At 35.3% G+C, this 26,096-nt stretch carries 24 protein-coding genes; 14 read left to right on the forward strand and 10 right to left on the reverse strand.

Annotation, left to right across the window (positions count from 1 at the left end; translation table 11 throughout):
- Positions 1–28: 28 nt before the first annotated feature.
- Positions 29–1,810, reverse strand: coding sequence for a hypothetical protein (locus ACFS6I_RS21000; protein ID WP_380923532.1), 1,782 nt, complete (start codon positions 1,808–1,810; stop codon positions 29–31).
- A gap of 235 nt (positions 1,811–2,045) precedes the next feature.
- Positions 2,046–3,917, reverse strand: coding sequence for a DNA topoisomerase IV subunit B (locus tag ACFS6I_RS21005; protein WP_021188656.1), 1,872 nt, complete (start codon positions 3,915–3,917; stop codon positions 2,046–2,048).
- 203 nt (positions 3,918–4,120) lie between these two features.
- On the opposite strand from ACFS6I_RS21005, the gene ACFS6I_RS21010 reads away from it, so the two are divergent.
- Together ACFS6I_RS21010 and ACFS6I_RS21015 are read left to right on the forward strand one after the other, a co-directional pair.
- Positions 4,121–5,251, forward strand: coding sequence for an SPFH domain-containing protein (locus ACFS6I_RS21010; protein WP_380923535.1), 1,131 nt, complete (start codon positions 4,121–4,123; stop codon positions 5,249–5,251).
- Positions 5,252–5,260: 9 nt separating this feature from the next.
- Complete coding sequence (locus tag ACFS6I_RS21015; RefSeq protein WP_380923537.1) at positions 5,261–6,370, forward strand: zinc finger domain-containing protein; 1,110 nt, start codon at positions 5,261–5,263, stop codon at positions 6,368–6,370.
- 71 nt (positions 6,371–6,441) lie between these two features.
- Here the strand turns inward: ACFS6I_RS21015 and ACFS6I_RS21020 are convergent, their stop codons facing one another.
- The 4 genes from ACFS6I_RS21020 to ACFS6I_RS21035 all read right to left on the reverse strand — a co-directional run bounded on the left by ACFS6I_RS21020 (position 6,442) and on the right by ACFS6I_RS21035 (position 10,071).
- Positions 6,442–7,434, reverse strand: coding sequence for a hypothetical protein (locus ACFS6I_RS21020; protein WP_021188658.1), 993 nt, complete (start codon positions 7,432–7,434; stop codon positions 6,442–6,444).
- Between the two features lie 27 nt (positions 7,435–7,461).
- Positions 7,462–8,571: a hypothetical protein gene (locus ACFS6I_RS21025; protein ID WP_021188659.1), complete on the reverse strand. Its 1,110-nt coding sequence runs from the start codon at positions 8,569–8,571 to the stop codon at positions 7,462–7,464.
- 11 nt (positions 8,572–8,582) lie between these two features.
- Positions 8,583–9,314, reverse strand: coding sequence for a hypothetical protein (locus ACFS6I_RS21030; protein WP_380923539.1), 732 nt, complete (start codon positions 9,312–9,314; stop codon positions 8,583–8,585).
- 259 nt (positions 9,315–9,573) lie between these two features.
- Positions 9,574–10,071 (reverse strand): cupin domain-containing protein, encoded by a 498-nt coding sequence (locus tag ACFS6I_RS21035; RefSeq protein WP_021188662.1) that lies wholly within the window; start codon positions 10,069–10,071, stop codon positions 9,574–9,576.
- Positions 10,072–10,329: 258 nt separating this feature from the next.
- Between ACFS6I_RS21035 and ACFS6I_RS21040 the strand changes: the two genes are divergently transcribed.
- The 9 genes from ACFS6I_RS21040 to atpG all read left to right on the forward strand — a co-directional run bounded on the left by ACFS6I_RS21040 (position 10,330) and on the right by atpG (position 18,419).
- On the forward strand, positions 10,330–12,570 hold the full coding sequence (locus ACFS6I_RS21040) for a helix-turn-helix domain-containing protein (protein WP_380923541.1): 2,241 nt from the start codon (positions 10,330–10,332) through the stop codon (positions 12,568–12,570).
- A gap of 48 nt (positions 12,571–12,618) precedes the next feature.
- Complete coding sequence (locus tag ACFS6I_RS21045) at positions 12,619–12,840, forward strand: AtpZ/AtpI family protein (protein WP_021188663.1); 222 nt, start codon at positions 12,619–12,621, stop codon at positions 12,838–12,840.
- Positions 12,833–13,237 carry a hypothetical protein gene (locus tag ACFS6I_RS21050; RefSeq protein WP_380923544.1) on the forward strand — a complete coding sequence of 135 codons (405 nt, stop codon included), beginning with the start codon at positions 12,833–12,835 and terminating at the stop codon, positions 13,235–13,237. The genes ACFS6I_RS21045 and ACFS6I_RS21050 overlap by 8 nt, the downstream gene beginning before the upstream one ends.
- A 32-nt stretch (positions 13,238–13,269) precedes the next feature.
- Positions 13,270–14,427 carry a F0F1 ATP synthase subunit A gene (atpB, locus tag ACFS6I_RS21055; protein WP_380923546.1) on the forward strand — a complete coding sequence of 386 codons (1,158 nt, stop codon included), beginning with the start codon at positions 13,270–13,272 and terminating at the stop codon, positions 14,425–14,427.
- Between the two features lie 36 nt (positions 14,428–14,463).
- Complete coding sequence (atpE, locus tag ACFS6I_RS21060; protein ID WP_021188666.1) at positions 14,464–14,652, forward strand: ATP synthase F0 subunit C; 189 nt, start codon at positions 14,464–14,466, stop codon at positions 14,650–14,652.
- 92 nt (positions 14,653–14,744) lie between these two features.
- Positions 14,745–15,245: a F0F1 ATP synthase subunit B gene (locus ACFS6I_RS21065; RefSeq protein WP_021188667.1), complete on the forward strand. Its 501-nt coding sequence runs from the start codon at positions 14,745–14,747 to the stop codon at positions 15,243–15,245.
- Between the two features lie 31 nt (positions 15,246–15,276).
- Entirely contained in the window at positions 15,277–15,822 is a 546-nt protein-coding gene (locus tag ACFS6I_RS21070; protein WP_021188668.1) for a F0F1 ATP synthase subunit delta, read from the forward strand.
- Positions 15,823–15,871: 49 nt separating this feature from the next.
- Positions 15,872–17,446, forward strand: coding sequence for a F0F1 ATP synthase subunit alpha (atpA, locus tag ACFS6I_RS21075; protein WP_021188669.1), 1,575 nt, complete (start codon positions 15,872–15,874; stop codon positions 17,444–17,446).
- 79 nt (positions 17,447–17,525) lie between these two features.
- Positions 17,526–18,419: an ATP synthase F1 subunit gamma gene (gene atpG, locus ACFS6I_RS21080; RefSeq protein WP_021188670.1), complete on the forward strand. Its 894-nt coding sequence runs from the start codon at positions 17,526–17,528 to the stop codon at positions 18,417–18,419.
- A gap of 61 nt (positions 18,420–18,480) precedes the next feature.
- Here the strand turns inward: atpG and ACFS6I_RS21085 are convergent, their stop codons facing one another.
- The 4 genes from ACFS6I_RS21085 to ACFS6I_RS21100 all read right to left on the reverse strand — a co-directional run bounded on the left by ACFS6I_RS21085 (position 18,481) and on the right by ACFS6I_RS21100 (position 22,250).
- The gene (locus ACFS6I_RS21085) at positions 18,481–18,969 is read right to left on the reverse strand and encodes a GDYXXLXY domain-containing protein (RefSeq protein ID WP_380923549.1); all 489 of its coding nucleotides are present in this window, start codon (positions 18,967–18,969) and stop codon (positions 18,481–18,483) included.
- Positions 18,956–20,047, reverse strand: coding sequence for a DUF4401 domain-containing protein (locus ACFS6I_RS21090; RefSeq protein ID WP_380923551.1), 1,092 nt, complete (start codon positions 20,045–20,047; stop codon positions 18,956–18,958). Before ACFS6I_RS21090 ends, ACFS6I_RS21085 begins: the two co-directional genes overlap by 14 nt.
- Positions 20,037–20,990, reverse strand: a complete 954-nt coding sequence (locus ACFS6I_RS21095; protein WP_380923553.1) for a DUF2157 domain-containing protein — start codon at positions 20,988–20,990, stop codon at positions 20,037–20,039. The genes ACFS6I_RS21090 and ACFS6I_RS21095 overlap by 11 nt, the downstream gene beginning before the upstream one ends.
- A gap of 213 nt (positions 20,991–21,203) precedes the next feature.
- Positions 21,204–22,250: a 3-oxoacyl-ACP synthase III family protein gene (locus tag ACFS6I_RS21100; RefSeq protein ID WP_380923555.1), complete on the reverse strand. Its 1,047-nt coding sequence runs from the start codon at positions 22,248–22,250 to the stop codon at positions 21,204–21,206.
- A gap of 72 nt (positions 22,251–22,322) precedes the next feature.
- Between ACFS6I_RS21100 and ACFS6I_RS21105 the strand changes: the two genes are divergently transcribed.
- The 3 genes from ACFS6I_RS21105 (at position 22,323) to ACFS6I_RS21115 (ending at position 26,024) form a co-directional block, all read left to right on the forward strand.
- Entirely contained in the window at positions 22,323–22,604 is a 282-nt protein-coding gene (locus ACFS6I_RS21105) for an ATP-dependent Clp protease adaptor ClpS (protein WP_132770990.1), read from the forward strand.
- 108 nt (positions 22,605–22,712) lie between these two features.
- The gene (locus ACFS6I_RS21110) at positions 22,713–25,160 is read left to right on the forward strand and encodes a TonB-dependent receptor domain-containing protein (RefSeq protein ID WP_380923557.1); all 2,448 of its coding nucleotides are present in this window, start codon (positions 22,713–22,715) and stop codon (positions 25,158–25,160) included.
- 57 nt (positions 25,161–25,217) lie between these two features.
- Positions 25,218–26,024, forward strand: a complete 807-nt coding sequence (locus ACFS6I_RS21115; RefSeq protein ID WP_315400483.1) for a 3-keto-disaccharide hydrolase — start codon at positions 25,218–25,220, stop codon at positions 26,022–26,024.
- Positions 26,025–26,096 lie beyond the last annotated feature (72 nt).

The following is a 26,096-nucleotide window of genomic DNA, read 5'->3' on the forward strand; positions in this document are numbered from 1 at the left end:
ATTCAGTATATTGTATTGTTGGAACGTATTAAAATTTTATTTCTGCGAGTTCTCTTTCTGCACTTTTGAGTTGCTCCGGTATACATTCTACAATTTGATCTGAAAACCCCTTTAGTTCATTTTTTAATCTGCTGTAATAAGCTATTCCTTCTATAAGTTGATTTTTAAACTTTTCAACATATTTTATTTTTTTGTCATTGACCGTGTCGGCATTCATTTCTACATATTTTCTGATGTGTGCTATATATAAGTATAGCTCACTAATAAATAGAAATGGCCTTTTATCATTTTTGATCAAATCGTCTTTGCCATAAATATGATTAATCATCTGATCAAGGGAGAACTTATTTTTAAACCAAACAGTATTTGGACCTGGACAGATGGATACAGCATCTTGTTCTTTATGTTTCAGGATGTTATATTTTAAATATGCCGGGGCAGCTAGTCCATCACATAAACATGTCTTTTCTGTAATAAGATCATATTCCGTATTATAGGTTTTTTGGTCTAATGATTTTGCCTGTAATTCTTTTATTTTTTTGTCTTGATAAGCACGTGAAGCTGTACATAGCGGTTCATTACTGAAATCTAAGTTTGATACGAGATATTTCTTTTTACATGGACTTCCGGGTCTTCCGTCTTTTATTCTTTTTAAGCGTAGGCGTTCTGCTGAGCTTTTTCTGAAATTATTAAAAGGTACACCGAGAGGAGAAGCTCCACTGATATAAAAGTCTTCTTCTTTCGATGTGGTCAGTGCTAATAATGTTTCATCATCGACTGTAGTTGCTTCAGGGACCAATAAAAATGGTGATCCCCATCCTACAGCATCAAATTCATAATGTTTAAGTAGGAATTGATGTTCACTTGATGTGCCCACACCTCCTTGAACAGTGTATTTAATCGGCGGAGCATCTTGGAAGTTGCAACCTTTTTGTAACCAATAATTCTTATAAATGCTACACAGTTCTTCCTGTAATTCGTGTTTTTTATTTTTAAATTCGGATAGGATAGGACCTAATAAAAATCCTTCTGTTGCAAAGGCATGTCCACCACAATTTAGTCCAGACTCTACACGAAATTCTGAAACCCAGATTCCTTTTTTAGCTAAAAACTTTGCTTGAATCAATGCCGATCTGTAGTCGCTAACTTTTAGTGTTATTTTTTTTCGAAAAGTTCCATCTTCTTGCTGACAGAAAGCAGGTAACTCTGCTAAATAGGCGTATAGCCTTGGATTCATACCTGCTGATAAGATGACAGAAGACTGCAGGTCTGATTGTGCAAAACCCCGTAAGGCGGCCAGCGCGTCTGAGTAAGTATCATCTAATGCAATTCCATCTTTATCGTAATTAATTTTGTCGACTTTAGACATGATATTAACATCGATATCTCCAGCTTTGATAAAGGATCTAAGGATTTGCTTTTTTTTAGCCTTTTCCAAGATATCTGTTTCTGAAAGCATCTCATAATAGATATTTTTTGCGGGGTGGGATTCGGGGATGAGCTGGAAGTAGCGATCGATCTCTGATCCTTTTTCAAAAAACTCAATACGCATATGCTCAATTTGTTCTTGAACAATGTTGGAAACCAGATTTAAATAACTGGAAATACGACGAGCTCTGTAGTCAGGTTCTTTTTTTGTTATCGGATGGTATTCTTTTTTGTTTAGGGTACAATAGTATGCTCGAATACGCTCAATTAATTCATCATCTACAATGGATATCACAGATGAAATACCAAATCGAGCGACTTTTAAAGGGGAATCTATTGAAAATGCTAGACCCAAAACGGGAATATGGAATGAATGCGTCATATCAGTTTTATTTCAATACGAAATACCGAATAAAAAGGATATGAAAAAGTAATGTCTGTGTGTTTAAAAAATGATATGCGTCACTTTTATTATATCCCTAAAGAATCTTCTGCCCGATCTCATGTAATAGTTATAATTCTTTTACACCTTTAGTTGTGGTACAGTTTTACAGTAGGTGAACGAATGGGATTTCTAAAATGGCTGTATGGATAATATGAAAGAAAAACAAGCGGTCTTAACCCGCTTGTTTTTCTAATTTTGCCAGTTTGGCTAATTCTTCTTCTAGATCCAGTTCTACACGAAGATTATTGACGATATGTTTTTGTCTATCGGGAGTGTTTTTACCCATATAGTATTCTAAAAGTTGCTGTATTTTATTGTCTTTAGATAAGAAGACAGGGTCTAAGCGCATATCTTTTCCGATAAATAAACCAAATTCGGAAGGAGAAATCTCTCCAAGTCCTTTAAATCGGGTAATTTCTGGCTTATTTCCTAATTTTGCAATTGCGCGTTGTCTTTCTTCATCGGAATAGCAATATATGGTTTCTTTTTTATTCCGTACACGGAACAAGGGTGTCTGTAAGATGGACACGTGTCCAGCTTTTACTAAATCAGGAAAAAACTGAAGGAAAAATGTCAACAGAAGTAAACGGATGTGCATACCGTCTACATCGGCATCTGTAGCAAATACTATGTTGTTATAACGTAAGCCATCTAAACCGTCTTCAATATTTAAAGCATGTTGCAGTAAATTGAACTCTTCATTTTCATAGACAATTTTTTTAGACATGCCGTAAGAGTTTAAAGGTTTTCCTTTTAAACTAAAAACAGCTTGTGTCTGTACATCTCTAGATTTAGTAATTGAACCTGAAGCTGAATCCCCCTCGGTGATAAATAAGGTTGTTTCCTGATTACGTTCGTTTTTATCGGAGAAATGGACCTTACAGTCGCGTAATTTACGGTTGTGTAACGAAGCTTTCTTAGCACGTTCATTTGCAAGTTTTTTGATTCCGGCAATATCTTTACGTTCTCTTTCCGATTGTAAGATACGTTTTAACAGAGCGTCCGCTGTATCTGAATTTTTATGCAGGTAATCGTCCAATGCTTTTTTTAGAAAGTCATTGATAAATGTTCTTACAGTTGGACCATCTGGACCGATGCTTTGGGAACCAAGTTTTGTCTTGGTCTGTGATTCAAAGACCGGCTCTTGCACTTTGATTGCGATAGCACCAATGATAGATGACCGTACGTCGGATGCTTCAAATTCTTTTTTATAGAACTCACGGATTGTCTTCACTAAGGCTTCACGAAACGCTGCTTGGTGTGTTCCTCCTTGTGTTGTATGTTGTCCATTGACAAAAGAGTAGTATTCTTCACCGTATTGCTGTCCGTGGGTAATCGCGATTTCAATATCCTCACCCTTTAGGTGAATGATAGGATAACGCATGGATTCGGTGTCAATATTCCGTTCTAATAAATCTTTTAGACCATTTTCAGAGATGAATTTCTGTCCATTGAAATTAATAGTTAATCCAGAATTTAAGAAAACATAATTCCAGATCATGTTTTCCACAAACTCTAAACGATATTTGTAATTTCTAAAGATGGTCTCATCCGGGTAAAATATAACTGCGGTACCATTACGCTGTGTTGTTTCTTTTTCTTCATCTGATAGTAATTCACCTTTACTAAACTGTGCGATACGGGTTACTTTTTCGCGGTATGATTGTACCGTGAACTGTCCAGACAAAGCATTGACAGCTTTAGTACCGACACCATTAAGACCTACAGACTTTTGAAAGGCTTTGCTATCGTATTTACCTCCGGTATTGATTTTGGATACTACATCTACGACAGAACCAATGGGAATTCCACGTCCGTAATCCCGAACAGCGACTTTATTGTCGTTGACCGTAATATCGATCGTTTTTCCAGCTCCCATCACAAACTCATCAATAGAGTTGTCGACTACTTCTTTTAATAAGACATAAATACCATCGTCGTAAGCAGAACCATCTCCTAATTTCCCAATATACATACCGGGACGTAAGCGAATATGTTCTTTCCAATCGAGGGAACGTATACTATCTTCGTTATAAGTACTCATGTTTTTTAATTATTCTTCGGTGTGTAGCAAAAATAGCAAAATAAAGATTAAATAAGTGCAGTCACGATCTGAAAACATTTATTTAGAATGGAAGATCTCTCTAGAGGAGCGTTTGTGTAATTGTTCTCCAATAAATTGTATAAATATTTATATTGCATTCCTTATTATTTACTTAAATTTAGGAAACATTATAAAAAGAAATTATGGGCTTATTTGATAAAATACGGAATGAGTTTATCGATATCATTGAATGGGTAGATGATAGTCCTGATACTATAGTCTGGAAATTTCCACGGTATCAGAATGAAATAAAAATGAATTCACAGTTAACAGTACGAGAAGGACAAGTTGCTGTGTTTATGAATGAGGGGGTGATTGCGGATGTCTTTACTGCGGGTAGACATGTGCTGACAACTCAGAATATGCCCATCATGACGACCCTCCAAGGTTGGAAATATGGATTCAATAGTCCATTTAAAGCTGATGTGTTTTTCATAAGTTTGCGTCAGTTTACTAATCAAAAATGGGGTACAAAAAATCCTATTATGTTACGGGATGCTGAATTTGGTCCTATACGGCTTCGGGCTTTTGGATCTTACGCTTTTCAGGTTAAAGATGCTGCTGTCTTCTTAAAGCAAATTGCGTCGACTAATCCCACTTTTACGGTTGAAAGTATTAATGAGCAACTTCGAAATATCGCTGTAACCAGAGGGATGGATGCAATTGCAGAGTCAAAAATTGCTGTCTTAGACCTAGCGTCTCATTATGATGAAGTATCGAACTTTATACAAGAGAAAATACGTCCTGAATTTGAAGAGATCGGCTTGAATCTAAATAAATTTCTAATTGAGAATATTTCATTGCCCGAAGAAGTTGAAAAGGTACTGGATAAAAGAAGCAGTATGGGTATTGTTGGAAATTTAGGTGCTTATGCTCAATTTCAAGCAGCTAATTCCATGGAAAAAGCTGCTGAGAACCCCAATGGCGGTGGTCTTATGGGCGCTGGATTGGGTGTTGGATTAGGTGCCGGAATGGCTGGCCAGATGTCAGGTGTATTTCAGCAGAATAAATTTGAAGGCAATAATCCGACGGGTGCCTCTCCATCGCTGGCACCACCGGCGATACCGCAAGTGGTTCAGTATTTTCTAGCGATTAATGGTGTTCAAGAAGGACCTTTTGTGATTGATCAGCTGAAAGACGAGGTCAGAAGCGGCAAACTAGTTTCTTCTACACTCGTTTGGAAAGCTGGGCTGGAAAATTGGATTGAAGCGCGTGAAATTGAAGAATTGACAATCTTGTTTAATGCTGGACCTCCACCAATTCCGGGAGCATAGATTCTGTTTATGAGTTTTGAGGAAAAGACAACGGAAGTTAGTCAGGATTTAAAGTGTCAGGGTTGTGGGGCGATTTTAGCTTACCAACCAGGAACGTCATATCTAAAATGTGCTTACTGCGGTACTGAAAATCAGATTAAGGAAAGTGAGTTAACTAATCAAGTTATCAGTCCAGTTGATTATGAAGAATTTACAGCAGCAATGCAAGATATTCATGACGCTCGGTTTACGGTTACTGCTGAGGTGGTGCATTGTCAAAACTGTGGAGCCAATTCTACATTAGATCCGCATGTTACAGCAGATTTATGTGCTTTTTGCGCTTCTCCTTTGGTGATTGACCATCAGGTAAAACGTATTGTAAAACCACATGGGTTGATTCCGTTTTTTATTGAGGAGAATAAGGCATTTCCGCTTTTTAAAAAATGGGCTGGAGGTTTATGGTTTGCTCCCAATGATTTTAAGCGGATTTTTAGTGCGCAAAATAATAGGTTGAAAGGTGTTTATATTCCTTTTTGGAGTTATGATGCCGAAGCGAGCTCTTCTTATGAGGGGCAACGAGGTGAATATTATTATGTCACTAGAACTAGAAGAACTGCTGATGGCAAAACAGAGACCTATGAAGAGCAACAGACCAGATGGTATTATGCTTCTGGACGTGTTTTTAATCGATTTAAAGATGTTATCGTTAGTGCTTCAACGTCGTTACCTAATAATTTTGCTTCAAAAATAGGTCCTTGGAATATGGAATATCTGAAACCTTTCAATGATCAATATCTTAGCGGATTTATCGCAGAAACTTTTAGTATTGATCATGTGGCTGGTGCTCATGCCGCCAAAAAAATGATGGATGATGAGATCGCTGATACCGTGAGATCGGATATCGGCGGAGATACGCAAAGGATTGACGATATTGATTCTGTTTATAAGGATATCAGGCTAAAGTATATCTTACTTCCGGTTTGGCTGTCGGCTTATCGATATAAGGGTAAAAGTTATCAGATTATGGTTAACGCATTTAACGGTAAGGTTTATGGACAACGACCATATAGCTTTTGGAAGATTACGCTCTTGATATTGTTTGTAATAATTCTATTCGTTTTGTTAAGCCAAATGGGATAATCTTGTTATAACTAAAAAATGGTCTTATTGAAAATACAATAAGACCATTTTTTATGATATGATCGATAGCTTTATTTGTTTAAAGAAAGTAAGAAGCCTATTGTAAAGTTGGCATCCCAGTCAAATACAAAGGTATCGCAGTTCGTAGCATCTTTAATTGCTTTATAGATATTTACCCCACTTTTGATTTTTACTTTATCGGTATTATAGGTTTCTGGATTATTTAATACTGTAAAACGTTCTTCGCCAGTACGTGTTTGTTGCGCCAATTCAAATGGCACTCCCCCTATGATAAAACAAATTTCTCTGTTGGCTGCAGGGATTTTTGCTGTTAATGTTTTTACTTCAGTATAAACATCTTCATCTTTTAAGTTCTTTTCGTAGTATTTCGCACCTGGTGCTTCAAGTGATTTTGTTTCACCAGAAACCCATGAAATTTTAGTATTACCTGAGCCAATATCCACGACAAAGGAATTGTCCTGATAAGAAGGAGGAAGTACGCATTTTAATGCTAATTTACCTTCTTGTTCTGCTGTTACTAGATTAACAACAAATCCCATTTTCTTTAGTTCGGAAACAATAACTGCAGTCTTAGGTTCTTTTTGTGCGCCGGAGCTGATGACAAAGTGTATGTTTTTTGATTTAACACCTTTGTCAAACATAGTTCCAATGTAGTCTTTAAGTCCTTTCCGGATATCTTCTGTACTGGCTAGACCTTCATAGACAAATGATTTACCAAAATCTTTGGAAATGATTTCCCAGTGATTCTGCTTATCGATATTTACGACAAAAGAATTGAAACCTGAGGCTCCGACTTCGATTACTCCTTTATATTCACCATTTACAGGTTTTTCAGGTTGATAGTTAAATGTTCTTTTATCGTCAGTTGATTGTTTCGATGGATTGGACGATATATTGATAGCTGTGGTATCGGAGGTGCTCGTTGACTGTCCATCAAATTTACCGGAATCGAAAGCCCAATAGCCCAGAGCCAGTAATGGGATTGCAATAATTATTGCTTTAATTGGCCAACGTAATCTAGCCCATGTTGATTTTTCTTCCATAATTATAATGTATTTTTTTTAAATTGATTAATCTAATAATGTAAATCCCTTGTCTATTTTTTCTTCCGGTTTGAGTTCATAACTTGCGTCTGCCATCTGGCTTACATTCAGTACTTTCAAATTTCGTTCATCTACTTTACGGATAAATTCTTCTAATTCTACTTGGGTAGGAGCTCCTCCTACTGTTATGTTATTGTTTTGATCTAAAAAGTCAAGGTTTGATCTGATCGAAGCAATATTTTGGCTGATGGCTCCTGTTGCGGCATTCATAGCTTCTTGGAAAGCCCAGCCGTCTTTTATATTAAAGACATCGGCAAGTCCTTCTGTAGCATTTTTCATCTTTTGAGTAGCTTCTAGTTTTTTTGAGATAATCGAAATACTGCTGTCTAAAGTACTTACGTAAATTCGAGCAGCACTTTCATTATCTTTTAGTACTTCTAGTACCTTCGCAAATTGATTGGCATACTGTACATAGCTTCTCGCATTTTGCTCTTCAGACTCTCCTTCTTTTCCTAAGAGAAATGCTTTTGTCCGTGTTTCTTTTGCATTTCGCATATAGGCATTCGCTTTCTCCGTATTGTTATTTTTCGATTCATTTTGGGCATTTTCATCTTGACTTGCCGCTTCAGCAGTGAAACGTTTTGCATAAATGTATTTTTCTTCTGCTGTTTTTTGTGCGGTTTCACCGCTTTGAATCATATCGATACGAACGCCGTCTACATTACTTATTTTTTCCTTTACTCTTTTTAAGGTGTCTTTTGCGTCTTTTGATAAAAGCTGTAAGGTTTCTATTGGATTATTACGAATGATGGCTTTTTCGCCTTTAAATAAAAGGACAGTGCCAAAGCGATGTAATAGCTGAATAATTTTTGGCGCTAATAGTAATAAGGTTATTAATAAAATACTGAATATTACGAACAAGATACTTTTTGCGGCATATTCAAGCATGACGGGTAAAAACTTGAAAAAAGCAATTGCTCCGCCAATAACCAATGCCCAGAAGAATATACTGGAAATTGTCTTTTTGGCTTCTGGTGTTTGCATCTGAGCAGGCAGATGGTCTCCTAATACTTGAAAAATTGGTAGCTGTGATTTTATTTCAGCTGGAATATTAATGTACTGTTCTTTCTTTTCCATTGGTTTATATCTTATGAGATTGACCTTTCTATAATTGCTAAGGTTGTTTGTATATCATTGACGACTTCATTGACAGCGGCGTTTCCAATTGATATCTTTTGCTCTATCTCTTTTAGTTTTGGCTCATATTTATCATTAATCTGCGCTAGGGTAATTTGTTTCTTTTTCAAATCATCCTGAAGCTTTGCAATGCTATCGGTCAATGTTTTTATTTCATTATTTAAGGTTGTCTTTTCAAATTCACGGTCTTGTTCTGCTTTATGCTTTTCCGATTCTTTTTGCTGTGTTTCTTTGGCTATGGTTTCTTTCAGTTTGTTAGCATAATTAGTGCCAGTTGTTTTCAGCTTGTCCTTTGTTAACGTATTATCAACAAACTTAAGCGAAGTATAGGCTGCTTTCAGTGTTGTTTCGTCTACTTTTCCCATTGCAGCTGCAGCATTCCATACCTCAAAAAAGTCTAATCCTTGTTCATTGAGTCGTTCCAGTATTCCGAGCACCTTCAGTTTCATTTGTTTAATATCGGTGGAACCGTCATTGGCTGTAATGGGTATGGCTGGAGGCTGCTGGTTTGAAACTGTTTTTATTTCGGGGGCTGTTGAATAATCTTTTATTTCTTTAGCGGGTGGATTTTTTTGGATATCGGGAGACGGGTTTTTGAGCTGAGTCTCTTCCTGATCTGTAAAAATTAGCTTTTTAAGACTATCCAATATACTATAGCTTTTATTGTTTCCTTGATCAGTCATAATTTTTGTTAGTTAAGTCTAGTAAAAATAATAAAAAATGGTAATCTTGATTCATATTACTACATTTTTAAAACATTTATTTTATATCATGATTGCCCTGTCGGGTAATCTGAAATTTAATTGTAATCTATTTAATGATAAGGGACAGGCTAGGAGGGATATAAATCAATCTATATATTGAGTTTGGCATAAAAAAAACTCGGAAAGCTAATTTCCGAGTTTTCTTGATGATAGAAAATAATAATTTGAAGCGATTATTTTATCTGCCAAAATCATCTTGAACACGAACAATATCGTCTTCGTTTGAAGGATTTTCGATATCGGTATGTTGCCATATTTCAGCTAATATACCGTAACCATCTAATCCGATTAATCGGTGGCGCTGACCTTGACGAAGTTTGATGACACTACCTGCTGTTAGCGTTTGTACAACTGATTCGTCATCTGTATCCGATACCATAACGCCCACAGTTCCGTGAATTACTTTCCAAATTTCGGCACGACGGTGATGATACTGCCATGATAATCTTTTTTCGGGAGCTACAACGAGAATTTTTGGACTTAATTTGCCAGAAATTTTTAGATCTTTTACATCTAATCCGTCGAAATACTCATCGGCAAATTTTTGTGCTTGATCTTCGTTGATTACAAAGAAACCTCCCCAGGGTCTTGTCTGATCTGATTTATCAATTTCAAATCCTTTTTCTTTTAACGCTTTATCTAATTCCTCAAATAGCGTTGATTTATCAGTTACCATAAATATGTGTCTTAGTAAGAATGTACGGTTATTTTAGTGCTAAATATAAATAAAATCTTTTAAATAAAAAGTGCATAAACGTTTTAGCGATATTTTTTTTGTTCACAATTTATCTATTGTTTTTATTTCTAGTTACGTTTGGTTTCATCTGAATCGGATATTTATTAGAAGTTGCATACGTCCTATTTGAAGTGTGCTATGATTATATCCTCTCAAAATATTTGATTAGTTTTGTAATCCTATATTAAAATTATCAGTATGTCAGAAATTAAAATAGATCGTGAAAATACGTCTTTTATGCAAGCTGTTGCTTTTGTTAATCAGACAAATCAACATGTTTTTCTTACAGGAAAAGCAGGGACCGGAAAAACGACATTTCTGAAATATATACGTGATCATAGTTATAAAAAAATGGCGATCACTGCGCCAACTGGTGTTGCTGCTATGAATGCGGGAGGAACAACCCTACATTCACTTTTTTGGTTGCCTTTCGGAACTTTTATAGAAGATCACGAGCTAAAATGGGATGAACAGGATGGACATATTTATAATAAAAGCCGCTTATTCAGTACTATTAAACTAACTAAACAGCGTCGGACGATTCTTCAAGAATTGGAATTATTGGTTATTGATGAGGTATCGATGGTTCGGGCTGATACATTAGATGCTATTAATGTTATTCTGCAATCTGTGCGTCGTGATATGCGACCATTTGGAGGTTTACAATTACTTTTTATTGGCGATCTTTATCAATTACCACCTGTAGTGCGTGATCATGAGTGGCAGGTTTTGCGAAATCACTACAGCTCTGTGTTCTTTTTTAATGCCAAGGTTCTTCGTGACAATCCACCGATTTTATTAGAATTAGATAAGATTTATAGACAGCAGGATGAAGGTTTTATTTCCATTTTAAACGCAATTCGAAATAATAACTGTGATACCGAAATGCTGAAAGAATTGAATACCTACTATAAGCCAGATTTTGAGCCAAAGGAAGGAGAGCAATTTATTACGCTTACTTCACATAATCGAAATGCGGATGATATTAATGGAAAAGCATTGGCTAATCTGTCTGGTAAGATGCTGAATTTAAAGGCCGTTGTTAAAGATGATTTTTCTCAAGGATCTTATCCCGCAGAAGAGATTCTTTCTTTGAAAATTGGTGCCCAAGTGATGTTTATACGTAATGATACGGGTGAGGATCGGAAATATTATAACGGTAAGATTGGTACTGTAAAGGATATAAATTTGCAAGCTGGAACTGTTGTTGTTAAATTCCCCGATGGGAGTGAGGATGTGACGGCTAAGCGAGAAACTTGGGAAAATATCAAATACAACTATGATAAAGGGCAGGATCAGATCAAAGAAGAAGTATTGGGGACATTTTCACAATTTCCGTTGCGGTTAGCTTGGGCGATTACTATTCACAAGAGCCAGGGTCTGACATTTGATAAAGCAATTATAGATGCGGGCACTTCATTTGCCGCAGGGCAGGTTTATGTTGCATTGAGTAGATTGACAAGTTTAAAGGGGTTGGTACTGAAATCCATTATACCGACCTATGCGATTAGAACAGACAGTCAGGTGGTAGATTTTGCATTGCGCTCTTCTTTTCAAACGGATATTAAAGAAATATTGGAACAGTGTCAAAGGTCTTATTTGGCACAAAACCTAATTCAATGTTTTCGCTGGGATTATCTAACGACTTCATGTCAAGAGCAAGTTGTTGCACTGGCCGATCGTAATATTGATAATAAAGTGGAGGCAGAGGCTTTTTGGTCTACCATGCAATCAAATTTGCTCACACAGGAAAAGGTCGCACATAAATTTATTACGCAATTATATGAGCTTTTGAAAAAAACAGATCAAGATGTGGATTACGCTTTGATCTGTGATCGTACGACTTCAGCTGTCAATTGGTTTTTACCGAAGATGGATCATAATCTTGTTGGTGCGTTGGAAGAGCATATTAAGGAATGGCAGATTAAGAAACGAACAAAAAAATACATTGATGAGGCTAAAGAATTGTTGTTGGATTTTAAGCGTAAGCGTGAACAACTTCAGCAGTGTTTGATTATCGCAGATGCATTATCTAAAAAAGATAATTTTCAAGAAGCTTTGGAACAGGTGCAGGAGCAGTCAAAGACAAAAGAAAAAGAAGATTTAGTCGTGCAAAGTGAGGAGGGAGAGAGCTCTAAAAAGCTGGATACAAAGCAGGTGACTCTTGAACTCTACAAGGATGGTGCTACGATTGAGGAGATCGCAGTGAAAAGAGGTATGGTAGCGGGAACAATTTATGGACATCTTATTCATTTTGTAGGTACAGAAGTGGAGGCCACAGAATTGATTGAACAGGATAAGCTGGATCTTATTATTAATACCATAAAAGCACATCCAGGTAAATCTTCCTCAGAATTAAAGATGATGCTGGGAGCGAGCATAGACTATCCGCATATTAAAATCGGACAAAAAGTTTTAGAAAATCCAGTTCATGATTAAGATGTTTCAAAATATGTGTATGTTTGTAAATGTTAGCTATAAATAGCCATGGGAAAGTCTAATAAAAACCCAAATAAGTGGATGGTTTTTATCTCATTGCCTCTGCAAATGGGAGTCACCATTTATTTGATGTATATGTTAGGCACATGGTTAGATGAGAAATACCATTTTTCTAATGGTCTTGCCATGAAAATATGCACATTTATCGGTATTTTCGCCTCACTTTATCATTTTATACGAGAAGCTAATCGATTGAACAGGGATGAATAATTACATTAAATTTATTGCAATACTTCTAATTTTTACTGCTATCCTCTTTGGGACGCACTATTTTGCACTACCATCTTTTGGGATTGCTGATTTTAAAAGTTTAACTGGTTTTGAATTGTATAGTTTATATGCATTTGAATCTGTTGCATCATTAGTTGTATTAATTATTATCCTGATCTCCGATTCCGTAATGCCTAAAAATATAGGTTTCATTTTTTTGGGCTTAATTACGTTAAAAGCAGCATTAAGTTATGTTTTTTTTAGAGGAGGATTGAATCATTCATCCGATGATATATTCGAATATAATTTTTTAATCGTATTTTTTCTATACTTGTTTTTTGACGTATTAGTTGCTTTTAAGGTCATTAATAAAGAAGTGGAATCAGTCAATAAGTAGTTTTAATAAAAAGTTCAAATTAATCGCAAAAAATGACAAATAATATTGTATTTTTGCGCAAAAATAAAAAACAGAACATGGGGAGCGTTAAGAAAGCATTTCTTTTTTTTGCAGTAATTTTATTTGCTGTTAGTCCATTTTTAGTAAAGGCATCTGAGTCTCATACAGCTGAGATTTCAACTCACGCAGAAGAGCCAAAAACTCAGCGGGAGGAAATAGATGAGTATATTGATCACCACTTACAAGACGATCATTATTTCTCTTTGTATACAGATAAAAAAGAAGGTAAGACTTATGGATTTCCTTTGCCAGTGATTATCATTGACGGAGGTGTTAAAGTTTTCATGTCCTCAGAATTTGATTTTGGTAAAAATACCGTTGAAAAAGATGGACAGTTTTATAAATTATACCATGGTAAAATCTACAAAACGGATGCTACCGGTACACTTAATTATGATGAACACCACCACCCAACAAATGCTAAGGCATTAGATCTTTCAATTACTAAAAATGTTGTGGGTTTAATTTTAGCAACTGTTTTGTTATTCTGGGGATTTATTGGTCTAGCAAAAACATACAAAAAGGGAGCGAATAATTTACCTAAGGGTGCAGGTCGCGTGTTAGAACCTTTAGTTTTATATGTACGGGATGAGATGGCGGTTCCAAATATTGGACATCGTTATAGAGAATTTATGCCGTACTTATTGTCTGTTTTCTTCTTAATTCTAGTTTTAAATCTATTAGGTTTAACTCCACTGGGATTCAATGTTACGGGTAATATTTCAGTAACGATATGTTTAGCAATCTTTACATTTTTATTTGTGAATATTAAAGCAAATAAGGACTACTGGAAGCATATTTTCTGGATGCCAGGAGTACCGGTTCCTTTTAAATTTGTTTTAGCACCAATTGAAGTATTAGGAATGTTTACAAAACCATTCTCTCTAATGGTTCGTTTATTTGCCAATATTACAGCTGGACACACCGTTATTATGGGATTGATTGCAATTGTTTATGTATTGCAACAACAATTAACATTGGGGGGTAGTATCGGCGTGTCTATGCTATTGACAACTTTCCTGATGGTAATTGAAATATTAGTAGCATTTTTACAAGCGTTTATCTTCACGATGTTGTCATCGCTATTTATTGGAATGGCTGTTGAAGAGCACAACGAAGCACATCACTAAGAAATTTTTTGTTTAATTATATTTAAATCATTTATTATGTACAATTTAATTGGAGCGGGTTTAATCGTTATCGGAGCAGGATTAGGTCTAGGTAAAATCGGTGGTTCAGCAATGGAAGCTATCGCACGTCAACCAGAAGCAGCATCTAAAATCCAAACTGCGATGATCATTATCGGAGCCTTATTAGAAGGTTTAGCTTTCGGTGCGTTATTATTAGGTAAATAATCACCCAATGAATTTAAAAGTATTATTTATGACGGTTGGTCATAAATAATACTTTCAATTAGACGAAATACAAAAAATATTATCATACATCAATGGAAAAATTAATAGAACAGTTTTCATTTGGTTTGTTTTTCTGGCAAGTCATCATCTTATTAATCATTATCTTTTTATTAGGTAAATTTGCTTGGAAACCTATCATCGCTGCTTTAGCAGAACGTGAACAAGGTATCTCTGATGCTTTGGAATCTGCTGAAAAAGCTAAATTAGAGATGGCGCGCTTAACCAATGAAAACGAATCCTTACTAAAGGAAGCTCGTGTAGAACGTGATCTAATCTTGAAAGAGGCTAAAGAAATGAAAGATAAGATTGTTGCTGAAGCAAAAAATGTAGCCCATACTGAAGGTGCTAAGATGATAGCTCAGGCATCAATTGAAATCAATGAGCAAAAAAACAAAGCAATGGCAGAAGTAAAGAATCAAGTTTCTACTTTGGCATTGGATATTGCTCGTAAAGTATTAAGCAAAGAATTTGAAGACCAAAATAAGCAAGAAACGTTAATTGCAGATTTGCTTAAAGACGTGAAAGTAAACTAATCGGTCATTCAAATTTTATCATTAAAGAAGTATGTCAGTATTTAAAGTAGCATCAAGATATGCGAAATCATTAATTGATTTGGCAAAAGAACAAGGTAGTTTGGACGCTATCAAAACGGATATGGATCAATTCATCGAAGTTTTGAAAGCTAATCCTGAGCTACGTGCAGTATTGTCTAATCCAATTATTAAATTGGACAAGAAAGTAAATATCTTAGAGGCATTATTTAAAGATAAAATCAATCCTGCTATTTTATCATTCTTCAAGATCATGATTGAAAAAGGTCGTGCTGAAGTGATCGAGGCTGCTGCTCATGAATTTGTTCGCGAGTACAATGAAGTAAAAGGAATTGTAAAAGCTACAGTGATATCTGCAGCACCACTTTCTGATACTAATTTATCAGAATTAAAAGCAACAATTGCTAATCAAGTTAATGCGCAGGTTTTGATTACAAATAAAGTTGATCAGTCTTTGATCGGTGGGTTTGTAATCACGATTGGTGACAAACAATATGATGCAAGTATTGCAGGTAAATTAAATAGATTAGAAAGATATTTTGAAGGTCAACGCGTTTAGTGTTGATTTTAGCATTTAACAAAATCAAGAACCCCTTATAATAATAACAATGATAGAGGTAAGACCAGATGAGGTTTCGGCAGTTTTAAGAGAACAATTGTCGGGCTTTAAATCAGAAGCCGAACTAGAGGAAGTTGGTACCGTACTTAGTATTGGTGACGGTATTGCTCGTATTTACGGCTTAACTAAAGTTCAGTCCGGTGAATTGGTTGAATTTGATAACGGATTACAAGGTATCGTATTAAACTTAGAAGAAGACAACGTTGGTGTTGTACTTTTAGGTCCTTCAGACATCGTGAAAGAAGGTGATACTATTAAACGTACTAATCGTATTGCATCTATTAAAGTAGGTGAAGGTATGTGCGGACGTGTTGTAAATACATTAGGTCAGCCAATCGATGGTAAAGGACCTATTACAGGTGAGACATACGAAATGCCAATCGAGCGTAAAGCTCCAGGTGTATTGTTCCGTCAGCCGGTAACGGAGCCATTACAAACAGGTATCAAAGCGATCGATGCAATGATTCCAGTAGGTCGTGGACAACGTGAGCTTGTAATTGGTGACCGTCAGACAGGTAAGACTGCAGTATGTATCGATACAATCTTAAACCAAAAGGAATTTTATGATGCTGGTCAACCAGTATTCTGTATTTATGTTGCTATTGGTCAAAAGAACTCTACAGTTGCGAATATCGTTCGTACTTTAGAGGAACGTGGTGCTATGGCTTATACAGTTGTTGTTGCGGCTTCTGCTGCTGATCCAGCTCCATTACAATTTTACGCGCCAATGGCGGGTGCTGCTATCGGAGAATTCTTCCGTGATACAGGTCGTCCAGCATTGATCGTATATGATGATTTATCAAAACAAGCGGTAGCTTACCGTGAGGTTTCTTTATTATTGAAAAGACCTCCAGGACGTGAAGCATACCCAGGTGACGTTTTCTACTTACATAGCCGTTTATTAGAAAGAGCTGCGAAAATCAATGCTTCTGATGAGATTGCTAGAAATATGAATGATCTTCCTGAGTCTATCAAACACTTGGTAAAAGGTGGTGGTTCATTGACTGCTCTTCCAATTATTGAGACTCAAGCGGGTGACGTTTCTGCTTATATTCCTACAAACGTAATTTCAATTACTGATGGTCAGATTTTCTTGGAGTCTAACTTGTTTAACGCAGGTATCCGTCCAGCGATCAACGTAGGTATTTCTGTATCTCGTGTAGGGGGTAATGCTCAAATCAAGCCGATGAAGAAGGTAGCTGGTACATTAAAATTAGATCAAGCACAATACCGTGAGCTAGAAGCTTTCGCGAAATTTGGTTCTGATTTAGATGCAGCAACTAAAGGAGTTTTAGACAAAGGTATCCGTAACGTTGAGATTTTGAAACAAGCTCAATACTCTCCGGTTTCTGTTGAAAAACAAGTAGCAATTATTTATGCAGGTACTAAAGGTTTATTCCGTTCTGTTCCAGTAAATAAAGTGAGAGAATTTGAAGAAGAATACTTAACGTTGTTAGAGCAACGTCATCCAGAGGTTTTAAATGCTTTTAAAGCAGGTAAATTCTCAGATGAGTTAACTTCAGTATTAGAAACAGTAGCTAAAGATTTAGCATCAAAATATTAATTAGATATGAGTATAGAGTATTGAGTATAGCGAGTTATACTCAATACACAGTACTCAATACTCAAATCTCAAATTAAATATGGCAAATTTAAAAGAAGTAAGAATCCGTATCGCATCGGTAACATCAACACAGCAGATTACTAAAGCGATGAAAATGGTATCTGCAGCGAAATTAAAACGTGCTACTAATGCAATTGTTCAATTGCGTCCGTATGCGAATAAACTTCGTGAAATTTTGGCAGATGTATCTGCAAGTGTAGAAGGAAGTAATTCTCCTTATACGGTGGATCGTGAACCAAATAAAGTGTTGATTATTGTTGTTTCTTCTAATAGAGGTTTGGCTGGTGCTTTTAATGCGAATGCAATCAAAACTGCAAATAATTTAGTTGCTGAAAAGTATGCTGATCAATTACGTAAAGGTGATGTAAGTATCATTACTGTAGGTAAGAAAGGATATGATTTCTATGCTAAAAAGCCTGCTTATAATATTATTGCCAATCATAGTGATTTATTCGGTGCTTTAAATTTTGAGAATACTTCAAAAATCACTGAATTTGTAATGGAACAATTCAAAGAAGGTAACTTTGACCGTGTAGAAGTGGTGTATAACCAATTCAGAAATGCAGCGGTACAAATCTTGACTTCGGAGCAAATTTTACCATTACTTCCTACGGAAGATACCCTTTCTACTAAGGAAAAAACTGCTGAGGTTGATTATATTATCGAACCTTCGAAAGAGAAGATTATTGAGGAATTAATTCCTAAAGCTATTAAAATTCAATTGTATAAAGCTATTTTGGATTCTCATGCTTCTGAGCATGGTGCCCGTATGACTGCAATGGACAAAGCAACTGATAATGCTGGAGATTTGTTAAAAGCATTAAAGCTTTCGTACAACCAAGCACGTCAAGCTGCTATTACAACAGAATTAACAGAGATTGTTTCTGGTGCAGCGGCATTATCAAACGGATAATTAAGAGTAATATCAATATAAAAAAAGGCGATGAATTTATTTTCATCGCCTTTTTTATGCTTTACCTGATCATTTTTTCCCGCTCGTCATAAAGCCCGACTAACAAACTATTTCCTTTATTATCTACTCTAATCCCGCCAAACTTTGCTTGTTCATATTTTTTTGCATGCCCTTCTTGAAAAAAGAAGGATTCGGCACCTATATTTAAACTATGTCTATTAGACATCGTGTATTTGATCAAGAGTTCGTCTTTCTTTAGCGGTGTCGTATTGTTTTGCAAGCGAATCCCACTTGCTATACCTTTAGTATTTAATTTGACAACAACGTATCCACGTGGAGGTGCTTCAGAAGGCGTTATGCTGTCTGCTATACTATATCTTAAGCGCATGTAATCGCCTTGCATAAGTGATCTTGGATCGACAGGTGCTAACTCCAAAAGAATCAGTTTACCCTCTTTTAGAATTTTTTCCTTCTGCATGATCGTAAAAGTAAAATAAGCAATAATGGCCAATAAGTTCACTGCTATGATCCAGTTTTTATACTTTTTCATTGTTGATTTTGTTTGAATTTATAACAAAGTAAATGGCTAAAAATAACAATCCGGAAATGATTAAAATTAATGACTTTACCAATAATGAAAAGTTTAGATTATAGTAAAAATGCCATAAGGAAAGGAGTAGGGAAATAAGACCAATTGACAGACCAATCCTATATTGATAATTAAAGCAAATTAAGATGAGTAGTATTGAACATGCGATACCGGGATTAATAACTGTTGAACCTAGCATCAGTATGAGAAGCGCATATGTAGGAAAAAGTACTTTGGATGTTGTGATCTCAAATTTACTTGTGATTTTATAAACCACCCATAAAATTGCAAATGCATATAGTACCGATAATATATATAATGCGAATGAGGTGTTATTTACTTGCTCGTTGTAAGTCTCATAATGTGATAGTATAATGAATGCTGTCGTGGCTACTGTTGCAAGAATAAGCCCTAAGCGCAATGGATTATAGATTGTACGGATTAAATTTCGTTTGGATAGTACAGCTGCTTCATGTGATAAAAAATAGATCAATGCAATTATGAGAATAGCATTGATCAATGTAATGAATAATACATTTTGATCATTGTGATTGATTAAAGCTATTATGGAATAAATGATGCAAAGTATATTTAACAAGGATAATAGATAGCGTTGTACAATTAATAGTGTACATAAGCTGATGATAAAACAGAGTATAAAAATGTAATTTAAATCATGGATATTTAAACCATATATGAGCATCCATCCTCCCACAATATAAAATGCAATACTTGCAGTATCAATGATAATGGCGTTATATTTTTTAATGCAGTATAGAGATAGAATAAGAAAGATGGAACCGCAAATGATTAAATTCAACTTATCGTTTAAGATGTTTAGTAAAAATAAGGCTCCTAAAAAACTTAAAACACTTAATATAACTCCAAGTATGGATAGTATTTTTATAGTCAGATTTGATCTGTTTTCCTCCAAATGTTGATACGCTGCCATTGTATCATTTATATTGATTTGAAAATTGGGCTCGTTGCCTTTGCTCAAAAGTTCTATTTTATTTAGTATTTCTTGTTTATTTTTCATTGGTCCATTTTCTTTGAAGATTTAACAATAATTTTATAATGGCTGTCACCGTTATTATCACAAAAAGACTGATGATAATCAAGACAAATTCATCTTCAAAGATTCTAATAAGCAGACAATTAGTGATAATTAAAATACTGAAAGCTATGGTTCCAATGAAAAATGTACTTTTTGTCTGTAAGGCATAATAGATACAGTAAGAGTAGCATGCTAGCGTACCAATAATTAATAATAATCCGTTTAGGAGTCTTGAGTCAAATATGAGGTAACACAAACCGATTGTTGCAATTGAAGTTACGATAAGCGTAAACGTATTTCTAAACCATAGTGGTATCTGGATTTTCCGATAATGATTTAGAGATAATAAGGCCGTTAACGCACTACCATTGATAAAGAATAGTAGTGTAGACATACTAACTGGGTCAAAACTATTTAGAACTTGATCGTTGAATAGGAAAATGGTTGTATTAATAAGAAGAATATGGAGAAGCAAAAGTGGATAAAATCGTGTTGCGATTACCCAAATCGTGATAAATATCGTCCAGGCAAGAAAAAAGTCATAGGCATTAGCTCCTGTTTGGTATATCTGTCCAAATACCGCAAATAATACACCGACTAACATGGAAGCAGCGGTCAATAATGTATTTTTATATACTTCATTTATTTTTAATAGAAGTGCACAAAGTACAGTTGCAGCTAGTAGAAGAAGTATAACTCCGATTTTAATGAATTTGTTTAAATCTGCCCAATTGAATGCAAAGAAAAATATAATGCCAGAGACAACAAACCCGATTCCTAATACAAGTAAGAATAAATCTAAGAATCGCTTCCAGTCTCTGGTATTTACGTACACATTTTCTTCTAAAAGATTTTCTATCTGTTCTCTTGAAAGATTACTATGCTTACTTGTAATCGATATGTCTTCACGATTTAGTTTTTCCATTACTAAATCTAACGAAAAATTGTGATAATTTTCTGGAATAGAATAGATCTGAAAAAGATTGAAGGTGGGAGATACTTCGGAATCTGATAGGCTATATGATGTTTTCCACAGGAGTTATTAACATTATGTTAATAACTCCTGTGGAAAACACTGTTTTAATTCTGAGGGCTAGCAGTAAATCTTAGTTTTTTTTAAAAAATTACCGTGTGTTTTCTACCAACGGATGAGGGCTGATCCCCATGTAAATCCTGCGCCAAAAGCAGCTAAACAAATAAGATCTCCTTCTTTAATTTTTCCAGCTTCCCATGCTTCACATAATGCAATTGGAACTGATGCCGCGGTTGTATTTCCATATTTTTGAATGTTATTAAATACTTGATGGTCATTTAGCTTCAATGTCTTCTGGATGAATTGCGAAATTCTAAGATTTGCTTGGTGGGGTACTAAAAGGGTAATATCTTGTGTTGTTAAATTATTTTTGGTTAGTGCTTCTCCTATTACCTCTGGAAATTTTACTACTGCTTTTTTAAATACTGCCTGACCGTCCATGACTGGAAATGCTGTTCCATTTTCTAGCATTTCTGCTGTCATTAACATTCCGCCAAGCTCTTGTTCCGGCCATTTTGGTTTTTCATCTAACCAGATCCCACCAGATGCACCAGGGTAATACATCGCTAACTTTTCAGCATCAGCACCGTCAGAATGTAAATGAGTACTTAGAATACCTTTACCTGCTTCAGTTGTAGGTTGAAGAACAACCGCTCCGGCGCCATCTCCAAAGATTACGGACACACTTCTTCCGCGTGTTGAGTAATCAAGGGCAAAAGAATGTTTTTCAGAGCCAACGACAAGAATATTTTTGTACATCCCCGTTTTGATAAATTGGTCAGCGACAGATAATGCATAAATAAAACCTGAACATTGGTTTCGGATATCTAAAGCACCTACTTCTTTCATACCCATTTCCCGCTGTAGAAGTACGCCACAACCAGGGAAATAATAATCAGGTGAAAGCGTAGCAAAAATAATAAAATCAATTTCTTCGGCAGTCGTATTTGCGCGTTCAATCGCTATTTTTGATGCTTCAACAGCCATAGTGGTAGTTGTTTCACCAATTCTATCTGCATAACGACGCTCTTTAATACCTGTTCTTTCCTGAATCCATTCATCACTTGTATCCATGAAACGGGTTAAGTCTTGATTGGTGTAAACATTTTTTGGTACGTAGTATCCTATACCTGCAATTTTGGATTGAAACATATGATTGTATTTATGTTAAGTTCAAATTAAGTAAAATTACGTAATTTTTGAAAATTAAAGTACTTTTGTAGTATGAGTACAGAAACTGCACAAGAAACCTATTCCTTATCCGAAATTTTAGCTTCAGTTAAAGATTCCAACCGACTGATTTTGTGGAATGACGATATCAATACTTTTGACCATGTTATTTTTTGTATGATGCATCATTTGCAATATTCGGAACCTGAGTCTGAAAGAATTGCTTTTAAAGTGCATAATGATGGTAAATGTGCAGTCTTGGAGGGATCTTTGACCGAGATGGAGGTCTATAGAAAAATTCTAAAAGCAGAAGGTCTTACTGTATCTGTCGAGTAGATTTTTATTTCCGAGATAGGTCATTTTATTGAGTAATAAAGTGGTTACGAGTCGTTTTAGTTCAACAAAAAAATACATTTTTGTAGTATTACAGCTTATAACTTTATTATGTTCTCTAAAAATCAGACCCATTTCTTTACTTTTCTTATTACGTTTTTATTCTTTCCGATAATAGCTTTCGCTCAATCTGGTAAAATATCTGCTACTCTTATTGATGAAAAAACTGGAACTCCAGTCAATTTTGCTAGTGCATCATTACTGACGGGTAGTGCTCAAGCTTATTTAAAGGGTACCCAATCTGATGAAAATGGCGTAGTCATTTTTCAAGATGTTCCAAATGGTACTTTTACGTTACGTGTTACTTATGTTGGCTATTCCGACTTCGTGAAAACAAATATTGTCGTATCAAATTCTTCCAATCTTAATCTCGGTAAATTAGTTTTAAAACCTTCTGGTGAATTGCTTAGTGAAGTTGTAATTGAAGGAAGAGCACCGGCGATGCAGATTGGAATCGATCGTAAGATTTTTAATGTTGGAGAAAGTTTGGTGAGTGCAGGTGGTACAGCCACCGATTTATTAGCAAATGTGCCAACTTTACAAGTCGATCAGGATGGGACGGTTAGTTTAAGAGGATCTAATGTTAAGATTTTGATTGATGGTAAAGAATCTGCAATGGCAGGTAATGATGTGACGGCCTTATTACAGAGTTTACCAGCTAATTCAATTGATAAAGTCGAAATTATCACCAATCCTTCTTCCAAATATGACGCTGAAGGACAGACTGGAATTGTGAACATTGTCTTGAAAAAAAATATCCGTACGGGATTGAATGGTGCTGTTAATACATCCGCAGGTTCTTATGATAACTATATGGCTGGATTGACGCTTAATTACAGAGATAAGAAGTTCAACTATTTTGGAAGTTATAATTTTAACCGTCGTAATATGGTGGGAAGTGGGAAGGTTGATAACACTTTTTTAGATAATAACAGCCGTATCTATAATGAATCTGAGTCTTCCCGTAAAGGAAACGGACATAATATTAAGGCAGGAGTTGACTATAATATAACGGATCGTACTACTTTGGGGCTTTCTGGTAATATGAGTATACGTAATAGTGATCGTTCTGAAGATTTGAATTACCAATATTCTAATCAACCAAAATTAGGAAATTCTAGTTTCCGTAATTCACGTCAATTTGAAGATGATTTGGGATATGATTTGAATTTTGATTTTAGACATCAATTTAAACGATCGGGAGAAGAATTGACGGCTAATGCAAGTTATGGAAATGATAAGGAAGATGGAACAAATGATTTTGTACAAGTGTTTAGTGGTCCTAAAGCTGATGATGGGCGTAAAAATGTGACTTCTGAAAATGGAAAGGTGATTAATCTACAAGCTGATTATGTATTGCCATTTTCTGAGACGAGTAAGTTTGAAGCTGGATATCGAACACAGATCAGAAAATCTTTTGATACACAGTTTTCTGAAGTTTTAGTTGATAGCCTTGGGCTTTATTTGCCCGATTATAAAATCAGTAATGATTTTGACTTTACGAGTTCTATTCATGCTTTATATGTTAATTATCAGAATAAATTAAGCAAAAGAATTGGTTATCAATTGGGGTTACGTGGCGAGCAATTTGAATTAAAATCGACTTACTTTTCAAAAGATCCAGAAGTACTTGTCAAAGAAGAAAAAGCTAATCAAAATTTCTTTCGTCTATATCCGACTGTATTCTTGACGTATGATCTTGATGACAGCGGTGATAAATTACAGTTGAGTTATTCTAGAAGAGTACAACGCGCTCGGGGCTGGCAAATCAATCCATTTCCAGATGTGACTGATGATATGAACCGACGTCAGGGTAACCCAAATCTAAAACCAGAAGATGTGCATGCTTTTGAGTTGAGTTATGCGAAAAGTTATGGTAAAGTAAATTTGGTCAGTTCAGCATATTTTAATCATACCAGTGAAGTGATTCAACCTTACGTGTTCTTTGTAGATTCGAATAGTGTGACTTATAGTAAATGGGAGAATTTAACAAGCCGTACTTTATCTGGTTTTGAATTTATTGCCAAAGTCAATGCAACAAAAGATTTTGATTTTACATTCAATCTGAACTTGATAAATATCAATTATAAAGCGAATGAGCTGTACCAGTTGCCAAGTAGGAAGGGATTTTCTTATAATTCTAATTTAACCATGAATTATAGAATGACACCAACATTTTCTGCACAGGTTAGGGGCGAATATAATTCTTCTCGTGTAATGGCTCAAGGAAAGATGAATGCGATGAAAGGTATAGATGTAGCTTTGAAAAAAGATGTCTTTAATAAGAAAGCTTCTGTTATGTTGAATGTACGTGACGTATTCAATTCTAGAAAAATGGAAGGGTATACGGAAACGCCGCAGTTGATTTCTAATTTTGAAAGACGCTGGATGAAAAGAATGGTTACTTTGTCAGTTTCGTATCGATTCGGAGGGCAGGATTTAACTAAGTCTAAGAAAAGGGAGACTAATACAAATGAAATATCCGGAGAAGAATATTAAGATATATTCTTGATTCCGATGATTTTTTTTTAAATTTAATCCATATAAATACTAGATATGAAATTAAGAACAATCGTTTTAGCAGCTACTATGCTCGCGGGTACTGCAAGTGTTGGTACTGCTGTCGCTCAACAGAAGAAAGAAGTCCCTGCATATAAGGTTTTGGATCTCCCTAAGGTAGATTTGAAAAATTTTAAAAAAAATAAACAAGGTGCATATGTCATTTTTGATGGTACTTCTTTAACAGGATGGCGTGGTTATGATAAAGCTGTATTGCCTAAAAAATGGATCATTGATGATGGTGCTATAAAATTTGACAGCAAGGCAAATGTTGGAAATAATGAAGGTGGAGATTTAATTTTTGCTCATGATTTCAAAAACTTTGAATTGGAACTGGAATGGAAAGTTGCTAAAGGAGCGAACTCCGGTATTTTCTTTTTAGCAAAGGAAATTGAAGGACAACCAATTTATATTTCCAGTCCTGAATGTCAAGTGCTGGATAATGAAAATCATCCTGACGCGAAGATGGGGGTTGATGGAAATCGTAAATCAACGTCGTTATATGATATGATCCCTGCGAAGCCTCAAAATGCTAAGCCTTATGGTGAATGGAATAAAGTGAAAATTGTTGTTAATAAGGGTAAAGTTGAACAGTGGCAGAATGACGTCAAAGTTGTTGAATACACACTATGGGATCAATCATGGATTGATCTATTACAAAAAAGTAAATTTAGTGAAGAAAAATGGCCTTTGGCTTACGAATTATTGAAGAATGTCGGTGGCAAAACTAAATCAGGCGTTATCGGATTTCAGGATCATGGTGATGACGTATGGTTCAAAAATATTACGGTGAAAAAATTGTAATTACCATAAAGCATAAAAAAAGCGAGCTTGATTTTCAAGCTCGCTTTTTTTATGCTTTATGATTCTGTTATT

It is taken from the genome of Sphingobacterium anhuiense (genome assembly GCF_042686355.1).
Taxonomy (GTDB): domain Bacteria; phylum Bacteroidota; class Bacteroidia; order Sphingobacteriales; family Sphingobacteriaceae; genus Sphingobacterium; species Sphingobacterium anhuiense.

Excerpts from the sequence above, each read along its gene's own strand:
- ACFS6I_RS21000 (WP_380923532.1), bottom strand. The coding sequence starts at position 1,810 with ATGACGCATTCATTCCATATTCCCGTTTTGGGTCTAGCATTTTCAATA.
- ACFS6I_RS21005 (WP_021188656.1), bottom strand. The coding sequence starts at position 3,917 with ATGAGTACTTATAACGAAGATAGTATACGTTCCCTCGATTGGAAAGAA.
- ACFS6I_RS21010 (WP_380923535.1), top strand. The coding sequence starts at position 4,121 with ATGGGCTTATTTGATAAAATACGGAATGAGTTTATCGATATCATTGAA.
- ACFS6I_RS21015 (WP_380923537.1), top strand. The coding sequence starts at position 5,261 with ATGAGTTTTGAGGAAAAGACAACGGAAGTTAGTCAGGATTTAAAGTGT.
- ACFS6I_RS21020 (WP_021188658.1), bottom strand. The coding sequence starts at position 7,434 with ATGGAAGAAAAATCAACATGGGCTAGATTACGTTGGCCAATTAAAGCA.
- ACFS6I_RS21025 (WP_021188659.1), bottom strand. The coding sequence starts at position 8,571 with ATGGAAAAGAAAGAACAGTACATTAATATTCCAGCTGAAATAAAATCA.
- ACFS6I_RS21030 (WP_380923539.1), bottom strand. The coding sequence starts at position 9,314 with ATGACTGATCAAGGAAACAATAAAAGCTATAGTATATTGGATAGTCTT.
- ACFS6I_RS21035 (WP_021188662.1), bottom strand. The coding sequence starts at position 10,071 with ATGGTAACTGATAAATCAACGCTATTTGAGGAATTAGATAAAGCGTTA.
- ACFS6I_RS21040 (WP_380923541.1), top strand. The coding sequence starts at position 10,330 with ATGTCAGAAATTAAAATAGATCGTGAAAATACGTCTTTTATGCAAGCT.
- ACFS6I_RS21045 (WP_021188663.1), top strand. The coding sequence starts at position 12,619 with ATGGGAAAGTCTAATAAAAACCCAAATAAGTGGATGGTTTTTATCTCA.
- ACFS6I_RS21050 (WP_380923544.1), top strand. The coding sequence starts at position 12,833 with ATGAATAATTACATTAAATTTATTGCAATACTTCTAATTTTTACTGCT.
- atpB (WP_380923546.1), top strand. The coding sequence starts at position 13,270 with ATGACAAATAATATTGTATTTTTGCGCAAAAATAAAAAACAGAACATG.
- atpE (WP_021188666.1), top strand. The coding sequence starts at position 14,464 with ATGTACAATTTAATTGGAGCGGGTTTAATCGTTATCGGAGCAGGATTA.
- ACFS6I_RS21065 (WP_021188667.1), top strand. The coding sequence starts at position 14,745 with ATGGAAAAATTAATAGAACAGTTTTCATTTGGTTTGTTTTTCTGGCAA.
- ACFS6I_RS21070 (WP_021188668.1), top strand. The coding sequence starts at position 15,277 with ATGTCAGTATTTAAAGTAGCATCAAGATATGCGAAATCATTAATTGAT.
- atpA (WP_021188669.1), top strand. The coding sequence starts at position 15,872 with ATGATAGAGGTAAGACCAGATGAGGTTTCGGCAGTTTTAAGAGAACAA.
- atpG (WP_021188670.1), top strand. The coding sequence starts at position 17,526 with ATGGCAAATTTAAAAGAAGTAAGAATCCGTATCGCATCGGTAACATCA.
- ACFS6I_RS21085 (WP_380923549.1), bottom strand. The coding sequence starts at position 18,969 with ATGAAAAAGTATAAAAACTGGATCATAGCAGTGAACTTATTGGCCATT.
- ACFS6I_RS21090 (WP_380923551.1), bottom strand. The coding sequence starts at position 20,047 with ATGAAAAATAAACAAGAAATACTAAATAAAATAGAACTTTTGAGCAAA.
- ACFS6I_RS21095 (WP_380923553.1), bottom strand. The coding sequence starts at position 20,990 with ATGGAAAAACTAAATCGTGAAGACATATCGATTACAAGTAAGCATAGT.
- ACFS6I_RS21100 (WP_380923555.1), bottom strand. The coding sequence starts at position 22,250 with ATGTTTCAATCCAAAATTGCAGGTATAGGATACTACGTACCAAAAAAT.
- ACFS6I_RS21105 (WP_132770990.1), top strand. The coding sequence starts at position 22,323 with ATGAGTACAGAAACTGCACAAGAAACCTATTCCTTATCCGAAATTTTA.
- ACFS6I_RS21110 (WP_380923557.1), top strand. The coding sequence starts at position 22,713 with ATGTTCTCTAAAAATCAGACCCATTTCTTTACTTTTCTTATTACGTTT.
- ACFS6I_RS21115 (WP_315400483.1), top strand. The coding sequence starts at position 25,218 with ATGAAATTAAGAACAATCGTTTTAGCAGCTACTATGCTCGCGGGTACT.